Source organism: Paenibacillus sp. ov031 (genome assembly GCF_900143165.1).
Taxonomy (GTDB): Bacteria; Bacillota; Bacilli; order Paenibacillales; family Paenibacillaceae; genus Paenibacillus; species Paenibacillus marchantiae.
In genome coordinates, this window is sequence record NZ_FRDO01000009.1 from 145,208 (window position 1) to 167,534 (window position 22,327).

The 22,327-nt window shown below is 46.5% G+C and carries 18 protein-coding genes; 5 read left to right on the forward strand and 13 right to left on the reverse strand.

Annotated features, from left to right (window positions below; genetic code table 11):
- Window positions 1-50: 50 nt before the first annotated feature.
- From BUA17_RS27565 to BUA17_RS27590, 6 genes are all read right to left on the reverse strand, one after another.
- Window positions 51-2,012 carry a hypothetical protein gene (locus BUA17_RS27565; protein WP_072735583.1) on the reverse strand — a complete coding sequence of 654 codons (1,962 nt, stop codon included), beginning with the start codon at window positions 2,010-2,012 and terminating at the stop codon, window positions 51-53.
- A 119-nt stretch (window positions 2,013-2,131) separates the two neighbouring features.
- Window positions 2,132-3,178, reverse strand: a complete 1,047-nt coding sequence (locus BUA17_RS27570; RefSeq protein ID WP_072735584.1) for a hypothetical protein — start codon at window positions 3,176-3,178, stop codon at window positions 2,132-2,134.
- A gap of 65 nt (window positions 3,179-3,243) precedes the next feature.
- Window positions 3,244-4,932, reverse strand: a complete 1,689-nt coding sequence (locus BUA17_RS27575) for a DUF6138 family protein (protein WP_072735585.1) — start codon at window positions 4,930-4,932, stop codon at window positions 3,244-3,246.
- Window positions 4,933-5,235: 303 nt separating this feature from the next.
- Window positions 5,236-6,888 (reverse strand): extracellular solute-binding protein, encoded by a 1,653-nt coding sequence (locus BUA17_RS27580; protein ID WP_063567088.1) that lies wholly within the window; start codon window positions 6,886-6,888, stop codon window positions 5,236-5,238.
- A 99-nt stretch (window positions 6,889-6,987) separates the two neighbouring features.
- Window positions 6,988-8,580 (reverse strand): response regulator transcription factor, encoded by a 1,593-nt coding sequence (locus BUA17_RS27585; RefSeq protein ID WP_063567087.1) that lies wholly within the window; start codon window positions 8,578-8,580, stop codon window positions 6,988-6,990.
- Window positions 8,555-10,315 (reverse strand): sensor histidine kinase, encoded by a 1,761-nt coding sequence (locus BUA17_RS27590; protein ID WP_063567086.1) that lies wholly within the window; start codon window positions 10,313-10,315, stop codon window positions 8,555-8,557. Before BUA17_RS27590 ends, BUA17_RS27585 begins: the two co-directional genes overlap by 26 nt.
- A gap of 367 nt (window positions 10,316-10,682) precedes the next feature.
- Between BUA17_RS27590 and BUA17_RS27595 the strand changes: the two genes are divergently transcribed.
- Window positions 10,683-11,540 carry an ABC transporter permease gene (locus BUA17_RS27595; protein WP_052016673.1) on the forward strand — a complete coding sequence of 286 codons (858 nt, stop codon included), beginning with the start codon at window positions 10,683-10,685 and terminating at the stop codon, window positions 11,538-11,540.
- Window positions 11,541-11,552: 12 nt separating this feature from the next.
- Entirely contained in the window at window positions 11,553-12,431 is an 879-nt protein-coding gene (locus tag BUA17_RS27600; RefSeq protein WP_063567085.1) for a carbohydrate ABC transporter permease, read from the forward strand.
- 61 nt (window positions 12,432-12,492) lie between these two features.
- On the opposite strand, the gene BUA17_RS27605 is transcribed toward BUA17_RS27600, so the two are convergent.
- Together BUA17_RS27605 and BUA17_RS27610 are read right to left on the reverse strand one after the other, a co-directional pair.
- On the reverse strand, window positions 12,493-12,675 hold the full coding sequence (locus BUA17_RS27605; protein WP_063567084.1) for an aspartyl-phosphate phosphatase Spo0E family protein: 183 nt from the start codon (window positions 12,673-12,675) through the stop codon (window positions 12,493-12,495).
- Window positions 12,676-12,947: 272 nt separating this feature from the next.
- Entirely contained in the window at window positions 12,948-13,658 is a 711-nt protein-coding gene (locus BUA17_RS27610) for a MarR family transcriptional regulator (RefSeq protein WP_072735586.1), read from the reverse strand.
- A gap of 177 nt (window positions 13,659-13,835) precedes the next feature.
- Between BUA17_RS27610 and BUA17_RS27615 the strand changes: the two genes are divergently transcribed.
- A complete protein-coding gene (locus BUA17_RS27615) occupies window positions 13,836-15,398 on the forward strand; it encodes an FAD-dependent monooxygenase (protein WP_072735587.1) in 1,563 nt (520 codons plus the stop codon).
- A 175-nt stretch (window positions 15,399-15,573) separates the two neighbouring features.
- Here the strand turns inward: BUA17_RS27615 and BUA17_RS27620 are convergent, their stop codons facing one another.
- The 5 genes from BUA17_RS27620 to BUA17_RS27640 all read right to left on the reverse strand — a co-directional run bounded on the left by BUA17_RS27620 (window position 15,574) and on the right by BUA17_RS27640 (window position 19,291).
- Window positions 15,574-16,590, reverse strand: a complete 1,017-nt coding sequence (locus tag BUA17_RS27620) for a hypothetical protein (protein WP_072735588.1) — start codon at window positions 16,588-16,590, stop codon at window positions 15,574-15,576.
- A 17-nt stretch (window positions 16,591-16,607) separates the two neighbouring features.
- Window positions 16,608-17,606 (reverse strand): cysteine peptidase family C39 domain-containing protein, encoded by a 999-nt coding sequence (locus BUA17_RS27625; RefSeq protein ID WP_244552239.1) that lies wholly within the window; start codon window positions 17,604-17,606, stop codon window positions 16,608-16,610.
- Between the two features lie 25 nt (window positions 17,607-17,631).
- The gene (locus tag BUA17_RS27630) at window positions 17,632-18,552 is read right to left on the reverse strand and encodes a helix-turn-helix transcriptional regulator (protein ID WP_072735589.1); all 921 of its coding nucleotides are present in this window, start codon (window positions 18,550-18,552) and stop codon (window positions 17,632-17,634) included.
- An 85-nt stretch (window positions 18,553-18,637) separates the two neighbouring features.
- A complete protein-coding gene (locus tag BUA17_RS31805) occupies window positions 18,638-18,826 on the reverse strand; it encodes a hypothetical protein (protein WP_072735590.1) in 189 nt (62 codons plus the stop codon).
- 141 nt (window positions 18,827-18,967) lie between these two features.
- Complete coding sequence (locus tag BUA17_RS27640; protein ID WP_072735591.1) at window positions 18,968-19,291, reverse strand: ArsR/SmtB family transcription factor; 324 nt, start codon at window positions 19,289-19,291, stop codon at window positions 18,968-18,970.
- A gap of 211 nt (window positions 19,292-19,502) precedes the next feature.
- On the opposite strand from BUA17_RS27640, the gene BUA17_RS27645 reads away from it, so the two are divergent.
- Both BUA17_RS27645 and BUA17_RS27650 read left to right on the forward strand, forming a co-directional pair.
- Window positions 19,503-20,879, forward strand: coding sequence for an MFS transporter (locus tag BUA17_RS27645; protein WP_072735592.1), 1,377 nt, complete (start codon window positions 19,503-19,505; stop codon window positions 20,877-20,879).
- 205 nt (window positions 20,880-21,084) lie between these two features.
- On the forward strand, window positions 21,085-22,299 hold the full coding sequence (locus BUA17_RS27650; protein WP_072735593.1) for a sugar efflux transporter: 1,215 nt from the start codon (window positions 21,085-21,087) through the stop codon (window positions 22,297-22,299).
- The last annotated feature ends 28 nt before the right edge of the window (window positions 22,300-22,327 follow it).

Consider the following 22,327-nt stretch of genomic DNA (forward strand, 5'->3'; position numbering starts at 1 on the left):
CCAGAAGCACAGCTATATAAAATTTCAGCTGTACTTCTGAGCATCTAGGATTAGAAATTATTTTTGTCAAAAGGGCCTGGAAGTTTCAAAGTGTAGACAAGTGTAGATTCATCTTCCTTTGTTGGTATAATCATGGTCAGAACACCATCTTGTAACGCCTGCTCTGGAATCTTTGCCGTACTGATTCCCCACCTCGCTTCTGGCATGTCCGTTATGGACAACGTCCCAAGCACCTTGGTATAGTCCTGATTGGTAAACAACACTCTAGTTAGATCCATGTAATGGAGAGTAGAAGTTGATAAAGTCAAAGTTCGGTCAAAATTCAGAACCACACCGTCAATACGATCCGGATAAAATGATTCCAATGACTTTGTATTGTTCTGATCCAACTTGTAGATATCCCCTACTCTTTCAATTCGCCGGGCACTTGCATGAAAAGCAAGGTTTTCTGGTGTCATGGCTGCACTCGTATTACGCTCATCATCACTAATTATTATTTCTTTATTGCCCCAGTAAGCCTTCGTTTCAGACACTTTGAGCCCCAAATCCTTGTTCCATTGTCCCAAAGGAATAAAGGTCTGGTTATAGAGTGTTAGCAATTTACTTCGATCCACACTGGATGAACGCTGTCCACGACTGAATGTGACTTGTTCCTTACCCAATACATATTGAATATGAAAAGCCTTGGTAAATTCCTCTAAAGGAACATAATGTTGCCCCTCCAGATAAAATGAAGGTTGTCCCTTATAATTCAATACTCCATCCCCTGACTTGATTCCTACTGGCTGTAACGGAAAGAATATGCCTGAAAATTGAAATGAATCCCAGTACCCCTTCCATTCTCGATATGTATCATATTGCAACTTCAGATGTTTATTCTCTGAAATGATATATAGAGAGGGAGGAAATGAACCTGGAGCTGAAAAATACTGTTCTATAATGTATTCATCCTCTGTTACCCACTGAACACCCTCTGTGCGAGCACGATAGGGAGAATCATAAGTTCGAATTAGCTTGAGGGTCTCTAGATCATATAAATGAACCGTGGACGATTCCATCTTACTATCCAAACCATTCTCGGTAACCAGAATCAGCGTTTTTCTTCCTGGTGAGACAGACGTATGAACATAGCCAATACGATCTTTCAGAAGTGTTTTTTTCTTTCCATTCTTGGTCGCAACAACAGTCCAATCGGATTTGCGGTCTCTTGTGTTGGTTTGTGAGATATTCAGATTAACATTTGTACTTGCCTGAAAAGCTTTGGTAGACAGCCCTGTCTTTATGTCAGGCTCCATCCAAAGCTGTTTCACCTTGGCTGTCTTTCCTTTGGCACCACCATATTCAATATAGTTACATTGGTACTTATCAGTGCAGTATACACCGACGTTACGGGTTTGCGGGAGTGGTGAAATGGCATAATCCGTATCGGTAAAATCCTTCTCAAGCAAAATTTTCCCACCAGTATACACCTTCTTGCCTGTAGTTATGGAATAGTATATTGGTTTATATTCTTCTTTTACATAAAGCATATAAAATAGCCCTAATTGTGGCTCCAAGTAAATTCTATTTTCACCTTCATGTACCTTGCGTAGAGAGTTGCTATTGTAATCATATTCATATAAGACGTAATAATATTGATTTTTATCAGTAGCGTAGTAAGTTATGTAACCCTTTAAGCCTAGTGGTGTATCAGAAACAATAGTATCAGAATATCCTGAAGTTATTGTTGAGCCAGTATAAATTTGGGGGAGAACTGCATTCTCGGTAAAGTGATATTCATTCACCTTTCTTTCACCTGTATCAAAACTCGTTCGGATGGTTTCTACAACAACCTCATGTTCCCTGATCGCAAAATTAATGCTGTGCCTCACACGTTCCTTTAAAGAAGTGCTTGCGGATTGCGTGCTTTGCTTATTGGTTCCAGGGTTAGAAGCTGCAACTGTTAGTCCGGGTAAGGAAAAAAGCATAATGCATGCCAACACAGTAACTAAACAAATAGATATTCTGGACATACTTAACTCCTTCTCTATGTAATGTTTTTTTTATGACCTGTTAAGTATAGAACTTCCGACCTAAATGTTCATTACATTTACTTCCAGTTTGCAGTCAAAGATCTATTTTTTAATAACGTTTACACCTCCAAATCGTTTAAACGAATCACTCTCCGATATCTCATATAATCGATCATATCTTCCCAATCCAACTCACCTGCACTACCATCACGATAGTATACGGCCGCAGCGGGCAGAAAGCCGACCATTGGCCCCATACCACCGCAAATCATCGCGCCACCGTCGCCACCTTTGGGCGTCATGTTTCCAGACGCATCAAGCGTGAGCTCATAGTTATAGGGATCTCCGGCAAACTGGACACCAAAAAAGTTGGGCAGCTCCAAGTCATACGGACGGTCATTCTCAACTACTAGAGAAGGGTCCGGCTCTGCCGATTCATCCACAATTCCCTCCACCTCTTCGAGGCTTCCAAAATGCTTCAATTTCATCGTGTAGTCGAAGCTGTCTCCCCATGGAAATAACGTGCGGCAGCCCCCTCCGTACAGATACTCCCACTCATCTTCAGTAAGCAAACCAAAACCCGCTTTTGCTTCTTCCTCGATGAAATACTCCAACGTCAAATCATCATTGAACCAAAATATCTGTACTGTCTCGCCTTGACGAACCAAACGAAACTCTTGATGCAGTTCATACTGACTCAGATCGGACAGCTTGAATTTCTCCAACTCTTCTGTAAAATAGGAACTCTCTTGCGCCATCGCTTCAGCTTCCGTCACTTCAATCCAGCCAAGTGAATGGTTCCTGCACTCCACCAGCATGGGAGCAATGTGCACTTCCCTGACCGGAGACATCTGGCTACTTAAAAAAGAATCCACGTCTTCCACACCATACTCACTGACCGTCTCTAATAAATCGGCTGACGTTTCTTCGTTCATTCCATCCTGCCAGCGATCCCAGCCGAGTGTCACCCGATCACCAGGCACAAACACAAATCTCTGCTCATCATACGAAAATACACCTGTCTCGATTCGCTGACCGAATCGTTCAAATGTCTCCAAGCCTTCATACTTCATACCTGTAGGAAAATGACTGACCATCACACGCAACAATTCCTCTTTTTCCTGAGCAGACAGCCCTTTCCATGCATCTCGATTCAATGGCCCCATATACTCATCCACCTTTACTTGTATCCCTATACATTAACCTTTATAAAGCCCTAACGGGCCTTTCCTTATTTCCCTGCGGCCTTTAACAGCTCTAACAGCAACTCTTTCCGTCTTCCCTCAGCCTTGCGTGCCAGCGTTGCAAGCTTCGCTACCTTGCCCCAGATCGGATACAGCACATGCTCCACTTCATAGGTTTCCATTCCTTGCAGCGATTGGACCAGAAGTTCAAGCTTCTCCTCATCCTCCAACTCTGGCTGAATCTTCAGCTTCAGGGAATCCGTAGAGCGACGCAGGCAGGTAACTAATGCAGGTATGGAACTGGCCGTTACACCATGTGTCTCAGCAAAGGCAACGGTGAATTTATCCTGTACCAACTGGTGCTCATCATCCACTTCACCCATGTAATATTCAACCAACGGGAAATACCGCTCATCTGCCAATCCAAGTCCGAAGGTTGCATAACTGCCTGGCATACAGTTCTTTTCACCCTCTGTATCCGCATAAAATTCGAACTCTCCAATCGCTGCACGTGCATATTCTTCAAGCAGCGGACGCAGCTCCGGGTACTCCAGCGCATTTGCGAAAAATCGATGGGTGTCAGACTTCGCAAGCCCTTTAACAGACAGATACTGCTTCACGCTGGATTTGAGCTTGATCTTGTAACTTTTGGGGAAGCCCTGCTTTAGCAAACGGGTGATAAAAGCAATGGCCTGTTCGTAGGCAGCTACTTCTTCCTTGCGAATGATGATAGTAATGATCGAGAACACATCGTTGGCTGTGCATTCCATCTGCTCATTTTTTACATGAATATCTTCCTTGGCATAGGTTCCGCTACCTTCCGTCATCATACGAACCGCACGGCTACTACCCAATTGTTTGGCCAGTTCCAAGAAAGTAAGGCCTTTCGGTTTACTGTAACTAGGCTCATAACGAAGAATCATCACAGCTGCATATAGCAGCAGATCGATAGGCTGTGCCACCTGCTGCCCATGCTCGCTCTTTGGCTGGTCCTCCTCCAAAGAAGCACCTGGCTTAAGTGTATATACATTGGCGCTGTATGCAGAAGGCTGTACATCAAAGTAACGTGGCAAAAAATGATTCTCCGCCCAAGACGTTATCGCACGAATAATATCACCACGATGCTCCGCCAGAGCTTCCTGACGCCCTTTATTTAACTCCTGTATGCGATCATATTGCGCTATAGTCCACGCTACGTCCAGTTCAGGGAACAATTTCGGGTCAAGCAGGTGACGCGTCAAAAAAAAGGATTCCAACGGCTTTGTTGGATATGAACCTTTTAGCAGCTTATGGTCTACGTATGTATGAATGCGCTCAAGCAACTGCTGCCTTTTCCCTTCGTTGATATATTCGAGCATGGTCACTTGCAGCTTTCCTTCTGTCGTTGGAAATTTCCCGCGAAAGGTAAACCGATAATCGATCAACGGTGTATCCACCAGCTTGTCCAATTTCTCTTGAACCACTTCTACAAGCTTGGGCTGGATCTCATTTCGTACCTGTTCCTCGGTAAAGGGACCGGGATTCTTCGATTTCAATCCCTCATCCAATCCAAGATCCACACTGTCTACTGTAGTCCGTCCAGGTCTGTAATCCAGCAAAATATCATTAAAAATCCCCATTTGCAGCGTAGTTCGCTTCACAGCCTTTTCCAGGTCATCCCGCTTCAACTGTTCACTAAACCATTCTTCAATGACCTCAATCATCTCTTCCATTGCCTGATCATAGAGTGTACTCATGCTTCGACCACCTTCCCATTTATCAGATCATTCCTCAAATTATCTATGCTAGAAATACGTATTGATGTTCGTATATTACCTATTATCTTACTCTCTCACGCATCTGCGAAACAATAAGTCTTACGCACGGTTGTACGTAGAGAAATTAATGGATAAGCTCTTCCGTACATGTCTAAGCCTTCCGCATACAAAACAAAAACACCGGATTCAGGCGACTTTCCGCCCAAATCCGGTGTATTCACGAAATACTTCTTCCTTCTTGTATTACTTTAGTATGATTCATCTCGTAAATCATTCACGGTATTAATTGACTGTTTTGAACCATTCATTGACTTCCGTTGTGATTTGATCGCCGCCCATGGATTTCCACTTCGTTACGAACGCGTCGAATTCATCGATGCCAACTTGACCATAAATGATTTTGCTGAACGTATCTTTCTCTAGCTTGTCGAGCGCATCTTTCTTCATCTTCATCGTATCCGTAGGTGCACCCGTAAATTTGTTCTTGATTGCATCATCCTTATGAGCTACCACGACTTGAGCCGCAGCAAATACTTCAGGTTTGTTGGCAATTTTCGTATTTTTCTCGAAAGGTGTTTCTGCTTCCTTACCTGTAGCGAGTTCTGCCAACGTATCCATCATCAGGTTAGGAATACGGGCACCATCATAAGTAAGTGTATACTTCAGCGGGGATACGCCGTCTTTCAAATCAGCTTCACCAAGCACTTTGCCATCTACAATATCAAAGTCATATCCTTGGGCAAAGCCATGTTCGAACTCCCCACCCACTTCTGGATTAGCGAAGTTATCAAACAAATAATTCTGATACGTGAAGAAGATTTCTGGGTTTGCCATATCCTTGTTGATCAACACGACCCCGTTGCTAGCACCTGAACCGTGGTGATGGCTCTCGCCAGTCGGTCCGGTTGGCAGGGCAATAGCTTTGTAGGTAGCACCGTCCACATTTTTCTTCACATCATCAATCGGCCAGTTCGGCATCCAGTGTGGTCCCACAATGATTCCCGCTTTGCCTGCTGTAAACAATTCAGCCGCCTTAATCTCATCATATACGCCGGCTTCCTTCGGCAGATAGCCTTTGGACAACCAGTCTTTCATCGTTGCAAGTCCTTCTTTCACACCCGGTTGAACCGAGCCGTATTCCAGTGTTCCTTCTGCATTCAGATTCCACTGTCCTGGCATCGTGTTATACATTCCGAAGATCCAGCCAGATTCAGTCATCCAGGTATTGAGGGCATTTTTCATGCCGACCGTCAGACCGTACGTATCTTTCTTACCGTTACCATCCGGATCCTGATTCGTAAATGCATCCATCACCGTAACGAGCTCATCGATCGTTTTTGGTTCTTCCAGTCCAAGCTTCTTCAGCCAGTCTTCACGGATAAACATTACCGGGTCTCCGTTGTAAGCATAGTCAAAGATCGGAACGCCATACCGTTTACCTTCATACATGTACGGGTACCACTCTTCCGGTGCGGATTCAGCAGCCCCTTTCCATGTGTCAGATGCATACTTATCGAACAGTTCACCTGCATCGGCGAATTTACCCGACTCAATCAACTCACGCACCAGATTGTAGTCACCACGGATGGAGACGATATCCGGCAGCTCTTCATTAGCCGACAGGGAGAGACGAAGCTTCGTGTAAAAAGCATCATTGGTCACGGATACAGCCCAAGGTGTGGTCAGATCGATGCCCAAACGTTCTTTGGCCCATTTGGTGTGCACGTTGTTCTGTGCAGTTTCTCCGTTCTTAAACTTTGTATCATCATTCCAGGCTCGCAAATAGCTCATCTGAACCGCAGGTTCATACTTACCATCTTGCAGCGCAAGTGGTGCAGCCGCTTCCTTGGATGGTTCTTCCTTTGCCCCCGAACTGCATGCCGTTACGGCAACCATCGTCAGTGCAAGCAATGCAGTCATCATTTTTCTATACATGAAACCCCTCCTCAATCACTTTGAATACCCTTACATGAAAAGGATAGTGCAGCCGGGGAAGCAAACATATATCACAATTTCAATGTTCATATTGATTTGTTAACCGTTCCGAAAATCCTGCGGGGTCAGGCCATAATGTTTACGGAATACTTGAATGAAATAAGGGGTATTGTTATATCCCACTTCCTGACCGACTTCATAAATCTTCATTGCCGTGTGTTTCAGCAAGTGAACAGCACGTTCCATCCGGGAACGGATAATGTAGTCACTAATGCCTTCACCCGTCGATTGTTTATACATTTTGGACAAATATACCGGGTGCAGATGAACCTCCCCCGCAATAACTTGCAAGGAAAGATCTTCTCCCAGATGGTGGTCAATCCATTGCTGGACCTGTCTGATCATGTTCGATCCACTTTCCTGGCCCGTATCGGTTGTGCTTAGAGCCCATTGTTCCATCACGCTCCGGGTCCATGCTTCCAGACTCCGAAGTGACACGCCGTAGCCGTCCTTCAACAGTTGCTGATACTGCTCACCAAGGACATCGGACAACTGTCTGCCCTCCCGATGAGCCATGTAGGAGAATGCGGCTGCGAGATAGTGAAAAGCAACATAGACATGCTCCGGGAACACACTATCCGATAACTCGGCAAAAATCGCATCAATCTTGCGATTGGCGTCCTCCATCCGTCCTGCTTCCAGCAGTGCGGTCAGTCCGGGTGGCTCATACAGTGCCGCAAGTGATTTCAATGTTGATCCATGGGAGCCGGCAGCCGCATTGAGATGCAACCCTTTGCCTGCTTCCGCCTGCTTGCGCAAGGCACTTACAGCTTGATGGTAAAGCTGCGGAACTTGCTCTGGAAAACGGCCTATCCGGCTGACTGATAGTGAAATCGTCGCGTTTAAATACTGCTTCACACTGTGAAGCAGCCGTTCTCCGAGCCGCCCCATCAGCAGTTCCGGTTCAGACTGTGCCTGTTTCGGACTTGCCATGAAAACGAGATCATCATACGCATCGTCCGTATGGCAGAGATGATAGCTGCTGCCAAAGATTTCTTCCACGACGTTAGAGATGGCGTATTTCATTAAACGGAATGCCTTGTTTGTTGGCTGTGGGTCATCATAGCGGATAAGCAGCAGCTGCATTTTGTCCTGGGGACGGAATCCAATCTCGAATTGCTCCAGCTTCTCCACAAGTTCGCTCTCTACAAATTTATGTCCAAGCAGCACATCCTTCATTAATCCCGCCCGCTTCTCCGGTAAATGTTCTCTCACCGAATACATGGCGCGCTGGTGCATCAACTGTTTCTCTCCCTCCAGCCGAATCTGGACGGAGGCCTGCTGCACGGCTTCAATCAACTCCTCATCCCGCACTGGTTTCAGCAGATAACTCACTGTTCCATGACGGAGTGCCTGCTTCGCATAATCAAAGGATGCATGTCCAGATAAAATGATACATTTGGTCCGCTCCCACTTTTGACGAATATGACTCACCAAATCCAGACCAGACAAGCCCGGCATACGAATATCGGTGATGATAATATGGACCTGATGTGCGGCCATTTGCTGCAATGCCTCTTTCACCGAGTACGCCTTATATACGTGCCCAATCCCATGTTCTCTCCACGGTATGGAGGCTGCAATCGATTCCACCGCTGAATGTTCATCATCCACGACCATTAGATTCATCATTAGGATATTCCTCCTCAAACCATCGTATTTCCACACTGAGACCCCCATAAGGGATCACTCCAAAATGAAGCCCTGAAGAATGACCATATCGTGTAACGAGCCGCTGGTGTACATTCCAGGTACCCGTGCCTATTTCTTCACCCATCGGTTCATTGATTTCTCGCTCAAGACTAGCAATCTCTTCCGACGTCAAAGTAACACCGTCGTTATCGACAAACAGACTGTATCGTGTGTATTCCCTTCCATCGATTTGCTCTTGTGCTGCCATACCTGTAACTACGATGTGACCGCTACCCTCCATCGGTTCAATGCCGTGAATGACTGCATTCTCCACAATAGGCTGGATCAGCAGCCTCGGAATGTGCTGCTGCATCAGTTCTTGCGGTACAGCGATCTCATACGACAAACGGTTGGTGCGCATCTGTTGGATGGACAAATAATTGTCCAACAACCGGATTTCCTCTTCCACGGTCGTCATATCGTTCTCATCACGTGTGATGTAGCGATAGTAATCTCCCAGGCTGAGCGACATGGCAATAACCGCTTCGCGGTTGCCGAGCTGCGTCATATTTTTAATATAAAACAGACAATTATACAGGAAATGAGGATTGATCTGTGATTGCAGATGCTTCAACGTCGCTTCCCGCGAGCGAATGCGTTCCTCGTATACCTTTTCGATCAGCTCCTGAATCTGCTCGGCCATGTGATTGAAGCTCTGCGTCAGATAAGCGAATTCATCCCGGGAGTGATCGACCGGAATTCGTGTGGACAGCTGTCCTTTGCGAATCTGCTGCAATCCTCTCATCAGACGTTGTATCGGCACCTGTACCTTTCGGTATAACAACAGGGCAGCGCCAATACTGAGCACGAGCAGCAGCAAAATCGAGGTTATAAACATATTTCGGCTCTTGTCCATCGGCGTAAGCAAATCATCCAGTACAACCGGGTTAACATAGATTCCGTTTAGTTGTTTGGAGAGCACATAACTGACCAAGTACTGCTTGCCCCCCACCTCCAGCTGATGGTTGCCTTCACTATCCAATTCGGTTAATGGCATGTCCCGCATCACCGCTTCCACGAGCTCGGGGTCCGCACTCCGATTTAACAGAGGCTCGTTGCCAGGGACGAGAAGAAAGGGATCTCCTCCCTGGGCCTCCTTGAAATCATCCAGCATGGCAACAATGTTCATCGGGTCAAAATCAATCTCCATCACCGTTCGTACATCCGTGGTCACAGGTTTTTCATTCCACTCGTAGTTATCCGTAAAGAAATAAGTGAAGCTGCCTTCGTTCAACTGCCATCGGCCTGGCTGTGGAAAGTTTAACATCTTCTCATTGAAGACCGTCCGGTTGGACATGGTGGATAGGACCAGCTCTGCCTGAGGCAGAACAATGGTAATATCGTTCTTCCAGCGGCTGGTGGACTGGTATAGTGACAATTTGTCGAGAATATCGAGATAGATGCTGTTTTTCTCATATTGGCTGGTCGATTCTGTCATGTAACGATAGTGTAGAATGCTTGGATCACGCAGTAAAGTCAGCCCATAAAGCGAGAGCTGTTCAATATTTTTATCCACCTGAGAGCTAAAATAGTTGAACTGGTTCAAGCTGGACTGCTGCTTCTCCTCGACGATCATGTCCACGTTCGCCTGATTCGCGTAGGTATAGAGCAGCAAGATGGGTACCAGCAAGCAGACCAGCAGCATGACTGTTTTTGAGAATACTGTAAATTTCATTGCTTCACCCTGTCCCGGATTAAAGTAAAGATACACATCGAAGTCCTATTTTATATTGAAACCCCTTACATATCTATACTGAATTTCAAATGAGTCACTATTCGGTATACGTTTTTAACAAGTTAATAAATCAACATCCGCCTTGAAATGTTGTTCTATAGCCCGCCCGTTTCCATTGCTATAATTCAGTTGCTCCACTATTTGCAGAGGCTTACTAGCCTCATTATGCAGAGGCTGGACGATATAAAGGAGGGACCTGATGGCTATGGAACAACCACTAACGACCAATACGCCGGTGCGGCAGGCAACACACAATCCACGCAAACGTACCCGCTGGAATTTCAAACGCAATTGGCCGCTGCATCTGATGCTGCTGCCTTCGGTATTGCTCACATTGCTGTTCGCCTATGTGCCTATGGGCGGCATTATTATTGCGTTTCAGGATTTCAAACCATGGCTGGGATTCACCGGCTCCAAATGGGTAGGATGGGATAACTTCCGATTCATGTTCGAATATCCGGATAGTGTTCAGGTCATCTGGAACACCGTACTGATTGCCGCCATGAAGATTGTGGCCGGACTCGTGGCCCCGGTCGTGTTTGCCATTTTGCTGAATGAAGTACGTAATTCCACGTTCAAACGGTTCTCACAGACGCTGGTATACCTACCCCATTTCTTGTCTTGGGTTGTACTGGGCGGCATCCTGCTGGACATGCTTTCCCCCGAAGGCGGACTGATTAACCAGGTTCTGGCGGCCGTTGGCATTGAACCGATCTTCTTTTTGGGAGATGGCGACTGGTTCCGTGTAACCGTGGTCATCAGTGATGTATGGAAGGAATTCGGATTTGGTACCATTGTCTTTCTTGCAGCCCTTGCGGGCATTAACCCTGCTCTGTACGAAGCTTCCGAAGTTGACGGGGCAACACGGCTTAAGCAGACCCTACACATTACGCTGCCTGCACTCGTGCCGATGATCATTGTGGTGGGAACGCTATCACTGGGGAATATTCTTAATGCTGGATTTGACCAGATTTTCAACCTGTACAATCCACTTGTATATGATAAAGGCGATATTATTGACACGTTTGTTTATCGGATGGGTATTTTGAATGGCAAAATGAGCTTTGCGACTGCGGTTGGTTTGTTTAAATCCTTTGTCGCCATGTTCCTCGTTATTACTGCCTACCGGATGGCTTACAAAATCGCTAATTACCGCATTTTCTAAGGAGGAATTAAGGTGTATCACAAAACGACCGGATACCGTATATTTAACGGCTTCAACCTGTTCTTCATCGCGGCCGTCTCGCTGCTGTGTGTGCTGCCGCTTGTCCACATTCTGGCGGTTTCCTTCAGCGGTAAAGCAGCAGCTTCCGCCAATCTGGTAACGCTCTGGCCGATTGATTTTACAGTCGACGCTTATACCAAAACGTTTGGTAACAGTAACTTTCTTAGCGCGCTCTGGATCTCAGTGCAACGTACCGTGTTCGGTACGCTGCTCAGTATGGTGCTGGTCACCTTAACAGCCTATCCTTTATCCAAGGAAAGTCTGAACTTCAAGGGACGTTCACTGTACGCGTGGTTTTTCATCTTCACGATGCTGTTCAGTGGCGGACTGATCCCTTCCTATATCCTGATTCAAAAGCTGGGACTGATCAACACCATGTGGGCTCTGATTTTGCCGGGCGCTGTGGCGGTCTGGAACCTGATTCTCATGATGAACTTCTTCCGTAACGTGCCCAAAGAGCTAGAAGAAGCGGCGTTCATCGATGGTGCCAACCATATCACCACATTGTTCCGCATCTATCTGCCTGTGTCCATGCCGGCCATTGCAACGATCTCCCTATTCACCATGGTGGGGCAGTGGAATTCCTGGTTCGACGGGTTGATCTATATGAATGACGCAGCCAAATATCCGCTCGCTACGTTAATGCAAACCATTATCGTGCAACAGGATTTCTCCAATATGAATGTCGATGCGACGCAGCTTCAGAACATGTCGCAGCGTACCGTTAACGCAGCCCAGATCTTTATTGGGGCACTGCCAATCCTCCTCGTGTATCCATTCTTGCAGCGTTTCTTTGTAAAAGGAATTGTGCTTGGGGCCGTAAAAGAATAGGGTTCGTATACTAAAACTGAATGCATTCGCATCATTTCATCCCGAGGTTTATAACGCGCCGTTATTTACTTCGGGATGTCTTTCCGCGAATGGCATTGTTATATTGATTAATGAGTTCATCCAGAACCATCGATTGACGAATGACCTCCGGATGCCACAGTTCTTTATGAGCGTTTGCAATCTGGTAGAGCCTCTGTCGTGCCTTTTCGATACATTCCTGAATGGTTTCCGGATTATGCACCATACTCCCGCCCCCTGTTGTCCTTCAATATCCTCCATCCAAAAAAGACCATCTATTATAATATTCGGAACAAAGGGAGCTTCACATTACCCCAAAATCGAATTTATGGTTATTTTTTCTTGTACAGGTTGAAATAAGGATGAGCAATGGACTCAGATGTGGCAAAATACGAAAAAATACCGGATAGGCCTATCAGCCTTATCCGGTATTTTGCTATAGCTACATTTATTGTTCGCAGAAACCTGCACACCATTTCCTTATGAAATATTATGTGGCTAGTCCTCATAGTCTACAAAAAAAACATCATTTAATATGGTTTTTGCTTTCTTCAAATTACGGGAATCCAACTTGTTGAGCATAGACATGATTTCGCTCATTTCATCGGTCATCGATGTAGAACTATTGGCCCTATGAGCTTCTGAATCCTTGCTTGTAGGCGCCTCTCTTGAGACGAGTTCAGTGGCCTCCTCCTCTGTCTGCGAATGAATCCATGATGTATGCAATGTCTTCTGGAGGGTGTTGACGAGAAACTGTAACTCATCCTCGTTATACCGTTGCAAGAAATGATGAACCCCAAGATCAATCTGATGATGCAGGCCCTGATGCAAACGATAAATCTCTTTTCCGAGCGATGTGGTACGGAATAGAACTTCTTTTTTGTTATCCGGAAGTGACTCGGTTACGATGATGTTTTGAGACACGAGTCTTCTCGTAATCTTGGAGACTGTCCCTTTGGAGAAGCCGAATTGCTTTGAAATGGTTATGCCGTTTACTGGCTCGAGTGTACCAATAGCATCCAGCACATGCAGCATCGTCACCGTCATTTCTTTAATTAGCTCTTCAACAGCCGGATTAGGACTATTTTGGATCAGCCACTGTTTTTCTTCGTCATCTTCTGATTGGAATCTGATCTGTATATCTTTCACTGCTTCCAATACTTCTTGAATTAAGTGATCTCTATTTTGTTTTTCCGATGGGTTGATCATTCAATTTTCCTCCAACGATTGTTAGCTTCATACCAGTATATCAGGGTATGTCCGACAATTAAAGTTTCCTGGAAACAATATTGACAGCAGTAAAGGATTAAACTATGATTGTTTCATCGGAAATTAAAAAGTTTCTCAGAAACAATAAACAAAGCATGATATCTCATCCATTGCGATATGGGTGATCAGGAGGAGATTCAACTGACCCAACATTACGATATTGACGTACTCATCGCTGGAGCTGGACCGACTGGCTCCGCTCTTGCAGTCGACCTGCTTCGACGCGGCCTTCGTGTCCGACTCGTAGACAAAGCCCCTCACGCCTTTCAAGGTTCCCGTGCCAAGGGAGTTCAACCAAGATCCCAGGAGGTTTTGGAGGACTTCGGCGTGCTGGAAGAGGCTCAGTCAGAGGGAAGTTCTTACCCGCTTGCCGGTTTTCATATTGGACCGCTAACTGTGCCTTGGCGCATGCAGCAGCAAAATAAACCAACACCGAGCGATCCGTATCCAAACATTCTCCTGTTGGCGCAACACCAAACGGATGCCATCTTACACCGCCTACTGAAACGTCTCGGCTTAACCATTGAATTTAACAACGGGTTGGAGCAATTCGAACAGGATGCCGATGGAGTAACGGCGACTCTCTCTTCCGGGGAGAAGGTTCGCAGCAGATATCTCGTCGGAGCAGATGGAGGTTCGAGCAGCGTTCGCAAAGGGGCAGGTATCCGATTTATCGGAGAGACTACCGACTCTGACCGTACGCTCATTATTGACGGCTCGATCGACAAACTGTCTCGCAATAGGTGGCATATGTGGCCACGCACACGTGGCACGTTTGTCGGAGCCTGCCCGCTGCCACACTCCGATCAGTTCCAAGTCATGATCAGGCTGGCACCAGATGAAAAGCCTAACCTTGACGAAGCCGCACTGGCCACTCAATTCCACAATCTCACAGGTTTGCGTCTCTACGACATTACCTGGAGTTCGGTGTTTCGCCCCAACGTTCGACTGGCTGAACACTATCGGTCGGGACGTGTCTTCATTGCAGGCGATGCTGCTCATGTCCATACCCCGGCCGGTGCACAGGGTCTCAACACGGGTATACAGGACGCCTATAACCTCGGCTGGAAAATAGGGCAGGTCACTGCTGGGGCACCCGATAGTCTGCTTCACAGCTACGAGGCCGAGCGTCAACCCATTGCCGCTCGAGTCCTCAGCAAATCCAGCGAGCTGTACGCCAATCTAGACAAAAATCGCCTGGCTAGCCTGAAGCGCGGAGATGAGGAGCGACAGCTTAGACTTTCGTACCATGGTGGGCCGCTCGCGTCTAGCGAAGAATCGGCCACAAAGACCCTTCATGTCGGTGACCGGGCGCCAGATGCTCCCTGCAACGGACCTGGTGGGGAACGGCGTCTGTTCGACATCTATCAAGGGCCTCACTTCACTTTGCTTGCCTTTGGTCCTAACGCTGCCAAGATACTTCCCAAGTTGAACTGGCCGACCAGCGGTGCCGAATTACACTGCTACGTCGTTGATACCTCACACGATTCAGAACAAAACGTCCTCCATGACTCCAGCGGCAAATTGACTCGTATCTACGGCATCACCAGCGACACGCTGGTCATGATACGGCCAGATGGTTATATCGCGAACATCATTACGACCGACTGGCAGGCAAACTTCGACAATGTAGCCAGAATGTTGGCCCCGCCATGTTCCATCGGATCCAACTCGAATTGAAGCTCATGCGAGACTATGAAAGCTAGTGCAGTTAATGTATGAGGGTCGTCTTTCAACCCGCCCATATATGTGGCTTACTTAAACTCAAATAAGATCGAAAACGACCGCACTCAGCGGTCATTTCCGGTCTATTTGTCAATAATCTTTCCATTTTGAAGTATGTGCACTGTTCCATTCATCTTAATCCAATATCCTCAAAACGATTGCCAATCGTCTCTGGGAAGGCCTGCTTAATGGCATCAATGGCACGCTGTTCCGTTTCCCCTGCTTGCTCAATCAGATGGATCACCCTTAGCACATGCCCTGGTTCCTTCGCATCCCACGCTGTTGAATCCTCAACCTTCTCCATCATCTGAGCATATAGGTCTGCGAGTAACGCGTACGCCTGCACAACATGATTCATCTGATTGGATAAATGCTCAAGCTCTGCAACATAGGAGGCCATATCCTTTCTTGAATCAGCATAATAGCGCAAAACAATGGCAGCTTGATCGGTTTCATATACACCAGATTGTAGGGCATCAGCAATGGCTGCATAAGCAGCAGGTCCACATGCGTAATCCTGAGGTGGTAGCATGTAATCATGGGTCTCCCATTTGTATACGGCCTGAATTAATGATTCCTTACATACTTCCCATATGTCTACAGTTGAATGGGATTCAAGCACCTGATAGTACCAGTATGGTGTACTGTTCCGACCAAAAGAATCATAGGGCAGATGAAGGACCTTATTCCCTTCACTTTCACAGATAAACAGCATCCGCTCCCCATCATCATATCCAGTGCAGATGACAAACTGGTCATGCCACAGAATGGCCCCTACACCCCGGTCAATGGAAGCTTTAATATCCAACAGGGCCTGTTTCTGATAGAGCGGAAAGGTCGGCTCGAACGAAAATCCCCCGTGTTGTCCGGTCGTGACACCAATGAAATCAGCAGCTACAAAGTTCTCGGCCATCCAGTTGTACGCTGAGATTGATTCTGTCGTTAGACGCCAATCCACTACTAATCGAAACACACTTGCGGTCATCCCCGCAATCATGTGACGCGGTAAATCCGTCCACTGTTTATGCACCAGAATTCTGTACATCGCATCTATATAAGAGCCCGCTCCGTTCCATGATATGTGTTCACATGAAGAATTCCTGCTCCGTGTAAAATGAATCCAATCAGGCAGTGTTTTGCTCCCCATCCTCTACTTCTCCCTTCCTACCTTGCCGAATGTGCTCCCCAACGTGGCACGGTGGACCGTTTGCGGTCAGGATACTTTAGGGATATCAAACGAAAATAATCAACAGCCTGCTCTTCCAATGCTTTCGCTTCCAATAAAACCTGTGCCAGCTTCTCTGTGGCGTCTGCCTGCATAATCCTTCTGTTATGTTCCTGAATCATGCATGCCTTCATCTGTATAATCAATGCTCCAAGCTGTTCATAACATGCATAGGCTTGGTCCAGTTCGGTCCATATCCCCCGCGCATCCTGCAAGTACATCTGAATTTCAGTTCGGGACTGGCAATAGGATTCCAAAATATACGCAGCACCCGATGCATCGTAATCTCCACCCCGAAGGGCTTGCACCCACACATCATAAGCCATTCTGCCCGAAACGATATTCCGATCAGGCAGTAGACGATAAGGGATATCCCAATCCTCAATTGCCAATCTCAATGATTCCAACAGCATCTCTTGTTCAGGGATATGTACCTGGTCACCAAAGACCTGACAATACCAAAACCCGGTGAAGTTTAATCCGAAATTGTCATACAGCATAATCTGTGGTTCCTTGCCCCAGCCATCTTGCACGTAAAAGATGCGATCACTGTCATCATACCCATGAATGACACCAAATTCCGGAATCCAGTAGATCACCCCGATGCCTTCATCCAGACTGCGCTTCACCCAATTTACCGCATCCCGCTGGTAATACCCGAATGTGGGATGACGTGTCCGTCCCCCATCCCAGATCGTGAATATCCCCATGTTATCGATTCCAGGGCGATGGGATTCTCCCCATTGACCATAGGCTGTAACCGACATGGGCAGTAGTCTGCGATGCACCGATAGTTTGAATGCCATACCCGTATATCCAGCTAGCAGATACTTGGAACCCTGAAACAGACCCGCATGGGTCAATATGGCGTGTAGGCTATCCACATACGATTTGGACTCCCGCTTCATCATCAGGTTTTCTAACACAACTTCAGTCAAAAAAAATCTCCTCTCTGTGGTTGCTCTAATTCACATTTGCCTTGTGCTGTACGGCGAGCCTATCGATTATGCTTTCAGCACTTTGCTGCAGCTTTCGTCTAAGCCACGATGGAGACAACAATTCCTCCCACTCACTAATAAACAAATGCTGTAGGAAAGCATCCGTATCGTAAAATTCAATCCAATGAATCTGATCTTGCTTCTCCTTAATCCGATATCCTTGCCACAGTTCTGTTTGCTGCACTTCTTTCAGCCTTATCTCAGCGACAAACGGTTTACGGACAGGCAACGCCTCTTCCCATGCACCCAGCAACCTATCTGTCTGACACTGAAACGTCTCGTTCGTCATCTGCACATGAATCATGCCCTCCAGCCGGATGGCCGTTTGCTGTAAAGGGTCCATTTCATAACCAACCACATAATCGGCGTTGAACTGAGACAGCATTTTCAATGGACACCAGGTAAATTGCCGTTCTCCGGCATGATCTCTGTAATGGATATGTACTTTGCGGGATTCGGCAATCGCATTGGACAAAATTTCAAAAAACTGAAGCTGCTGCGGATCTGCTTTAAACACAGGAAACTGACTGCTTCCCGTCTGCTGTTCCTCGAGCGTAAAACGCTCCAGCAAATGCGCCACACGCTTCACCGCATCTGATTGATCATAATTGTAATGCCGATAACGATGCGCCAGATACTTAAGCACCCGCTGTTCTTCTTCCGTCATATATAAATGGGGCAGCCGGTAGGTCTGATCCTCGTAACAATACCCCCGATATTTTGCTATATACACCAGGGGGGCACGTAGAGAAATCGCCATATATTCGATATCACGCTGGGCCTGGCGCCGGGATATTTCAAATTCACGTGCAAGCCAGCTGCTGTTCGGAAAACGTCCACTCCGAATCTGCTCGTCAAACCAGTGAATACGATGCATATTGCTCATTTCCCCGCCCCCCTGTCTCATTCCGTATTTCGTAATTGTATTATACCAAAAGACATGGCCCGTTCCGAAGAACAGGCCTGTTATATTATACGGTTACCTTGTCCACTCTGGACTGCACAGCTTTGGAGCATTTCTTGCATACTTTCAAACTTGTACCATCAGTTTTCGTTTGCGAATACAACAATTTAATCCGGGTGCTGCTGCACACCGGGCATGTTCCTCTTCCTCGGGATGGTAGATTCCACAGGACGCGTCCTCTTTTTGTTTTTGCCAACGTTTGTGAACCTCTTTTCGATATGGTTTGTGTGTTCACCGTTATTATAGAGGGCATGGTACGACATAGAATGTCGCAGCAGTATGGAATATACCCAACATAAAAAAATGTCCCCTCTTCAACTTGAAGAAAGGACATTTTTTAGGAATCATGTATTTCAGACTGAGCTGCCGCTTGTAATAAAGGCTGCAACAGACCAGGAAAACGCACTTCCAGATCCTCGGATCTTAGCGTCAGGAAATGCTGTGTACCTTGTACTCTCACCCGAATGACTCCGGCTTCCCGCAGGGTCCGAACATGGTGTGACATCGTAGATTTTACAACAGGTACACGAAAATGACTGCATGGCTGCTCACCATTTCTGGCTGCTTCGGTTACTATCCCAAGACGGATCGGATCACTTAATGCGTACAATACGGAAGAAAGTTCGATATCCTCCACTTGAGGATGGTGCAAAATTTTCATCGTTGTAGTCTCCTTTTTTTTCAGACTATCCATTGTATTTTAGCATAGTTCCATGATATATTTCTAATGTTCGATACCAATCGAACTTACAAACATATTTCGTTTATGTATCCCTGCTGTCAGGCATGGGATTCACTCTATACCACATTTTGCAAATGTTACACACCGTTTCTGAAATGTTGCGAAATACACATCAATCTAGGAGGTTTTTATGAACAACACCGCAACTGCATCATCTGGGGAACGGACAGCAGGAAAACAGGAAGGGTTAATCGTAAGTCTACTTGGCTTCACGGTTGTGCTTGTCGTTATGAATACGATGATGTTCAATCTGGCCCTACCCAAAATTGCAGCTGAATTTATGCTCTCATCTGTCTCTTCTTCCTGGATTGTCACCGGTTATTCCATCGTTTTTGCTATTTCCTCGATCACGTTCTCACGTCTATCGGATTTTATTCCGATTCGCACCCTGTTTACGACCGGTCTTACACTGCTTGGTGCGGCATCCGTTCTTGGTTTCTTCAGTAACCATTTTATCCTTCTGCTCATTGCACGTCTGATTCAGGCTGCGGGTGCAGCTTCTGTACCAGGGCTAGCTATCGTTCTTATTACTCGTTACATTCCAAGTGACCGCCGGGGGAAATCCATGGCTGTTGTCATGTCGGCCAGCTCACTGGGTCTTGGACTTGGACCTGTGATCGGCGGCAGTATTACACAGTTCCTCGGATGGCATGATCTGTTTATCGTTACTGGACTAACCTTGTTTCTGATCCCTGTATTTTTCAAATTGCTTCCAAGTGAGATGCCGCAAAAGGGGTCATTCGACTTGCTCGGCGCGCTGTTACTGGCGATTGGAACAACCGGTGTCCTGCTATTCCTGACTTCACGTGAATGGGTAACCCTCGTTATTGGTGCGGCTGCACTGGTCCTGTTCTGGCTACGAATTCGCCGTGCGGCTGATCCCTTTGTGCAACCGGCTCTGTTCAAAAACAAAAAATATATGATGCTCAGCTCACTGGGGATTGTCTCGTATATTAACAACTTCTCAACGCTGTTCCTGCTACCGCAAATTCTGGCACATCTGTATGGCCTGACTCCGGCCCAGTCTGGGCTTGTCATCTTCCCGGGTGCAATCGTGTCCATGCTGTTATCCAATCGGATTGGCCGCATGATTGACCGACACGGCAATACACAACTGCTCAAGTTCGCACCATGGTTGCTGCTAGCTGCTGCCGGATTGTTTGCTCTATTTGCAGACGACAGCATCTATGCCATTATGGCCGTATACATTCTGCTTAGCGTAGGATTCTCTGCACTGACAACAAGCGTATCTAATGAATTGTCGGGCAATCTGACGATGGATCAAGTAGGTGCAGGCATGGGACTGTTCCAGCTTAGCCAGTTCTTCAGCGGAGCATTTAGTGTTGCCGTAACTGGCGTGGCATTGACAGCCATGCAGCAATTGCCATTAGCCTCGGCGTACACCAACATTTTTTGGGGCATGACCGCAGTAGCTCTGGCATCCATTGTTTTCTCACAGGTGTATCTGAGAATGCAGTCACGGAAGAAAACCGTCGTTTCACACTAAGCAGGTTTTATAGGATCTTACTTATAATAGATTCTTCATATAAGAAAGCCAGGGATTGGACCGATAGGGTCTGATCTCTGGCTTTTTGTTTGTTATTAGACTATAAGATATCAATACGTATTACTTGATCTCTGTTATTCTTATATTATAACCAGATCGTATAGATATTTTGAAAATGATAAAACCAAGGGGATGTCTTTCGCACATGAAGCTTCAACAGTTTAATTCACTATTTCGTATCCCTACATACCGGCTGTTTCTCGTTTGTATGTTATTGCAAGGTATGGCTATTTCAATCAGCGCGCCCTTTCTTGCGGTCTACTTTACAACCCGCCTTGAAGTATCCATCGCAACATTCGGATTATTCACTGCCGTAACTCTTATGGCGGGTGTGTTGTTCAGTTCCTGGATCGCCAGACGATCAGATCAACCCGGAGCTCGTAAAATAATTCTGGTGACTGCCATGATTTGCAATGCTCTGGCTTTTGGCGGATATCTGTGGATTCACGACTTCACTTTATTATTTATCTATATGACGGTGCTGACTGCGCTCGGATCTCCCGCCATGCCACAATTGTTCGCAGCTGCAAGAGAAGCGGTCAATACCGCAACGGACGTCGATCATGCTGTGGCCAATTCAACCCTGCGCTCCGCGTTTTCACTGGGATTTATTACAGGACCTTTACTCGGAACTTTACTGATTGCGTATATTGGATACACCGGTATTTTTAGTTCAACGTGTTTTATTTTTTTGATCAATGCGTTATTATTTTTCTTTCTCTTAAAAAAGGCTCCCGAGCCTTCTACCCTCCGTGCATCTACAGGCGGAATACAAATGAAATTGCATCAGGATGCAAGAATCTATATGCCTTTTCTCATTACTACACTCCTGTATATGGCACATTGGATGAATAATCTGAATGCATCACTGTTCATTATTCACCATCTGGGCGGGGGAACCCGGGAAGTTGGCTGGATCTCCAGTCTTTGCGCGGGGCTCGAAATTCCGATTATGTTAGGCTTGGGTCTGCTCGCCTCTAAATATCCCAACCGCTCACTCATGTTATGGGGCTCCTTGATGGGTGCCGCTTATTATGTCATTGTTTTGTTCTCCACGGAACTGTGGCACTTGCTGGCCGGACAACTATTGCTCGCATTCTTTGTCGCCGTCATCTCTGCTATCGGTATCAGTTACATGCAGGATCTGCTTCCGTCCATGCCCGGCTATGCGTCAACACTCTATTCCAATGCCTCCACGTTGGGAAGATTATTTGGTAGTCTGGTCGGGGGATGGACAGCCGGAGCGTGGGGATATCGAAATTCCTATTGGGTATGTCTACTGCTCGTTCTGATTTCATTAGGCATGCTTGTTATCACACAACAATTATCAAAAGAGAAACGTCAGACCCTTTCACTCTAAGCAGATCCTCGGATGCAAGCCTGAGTGA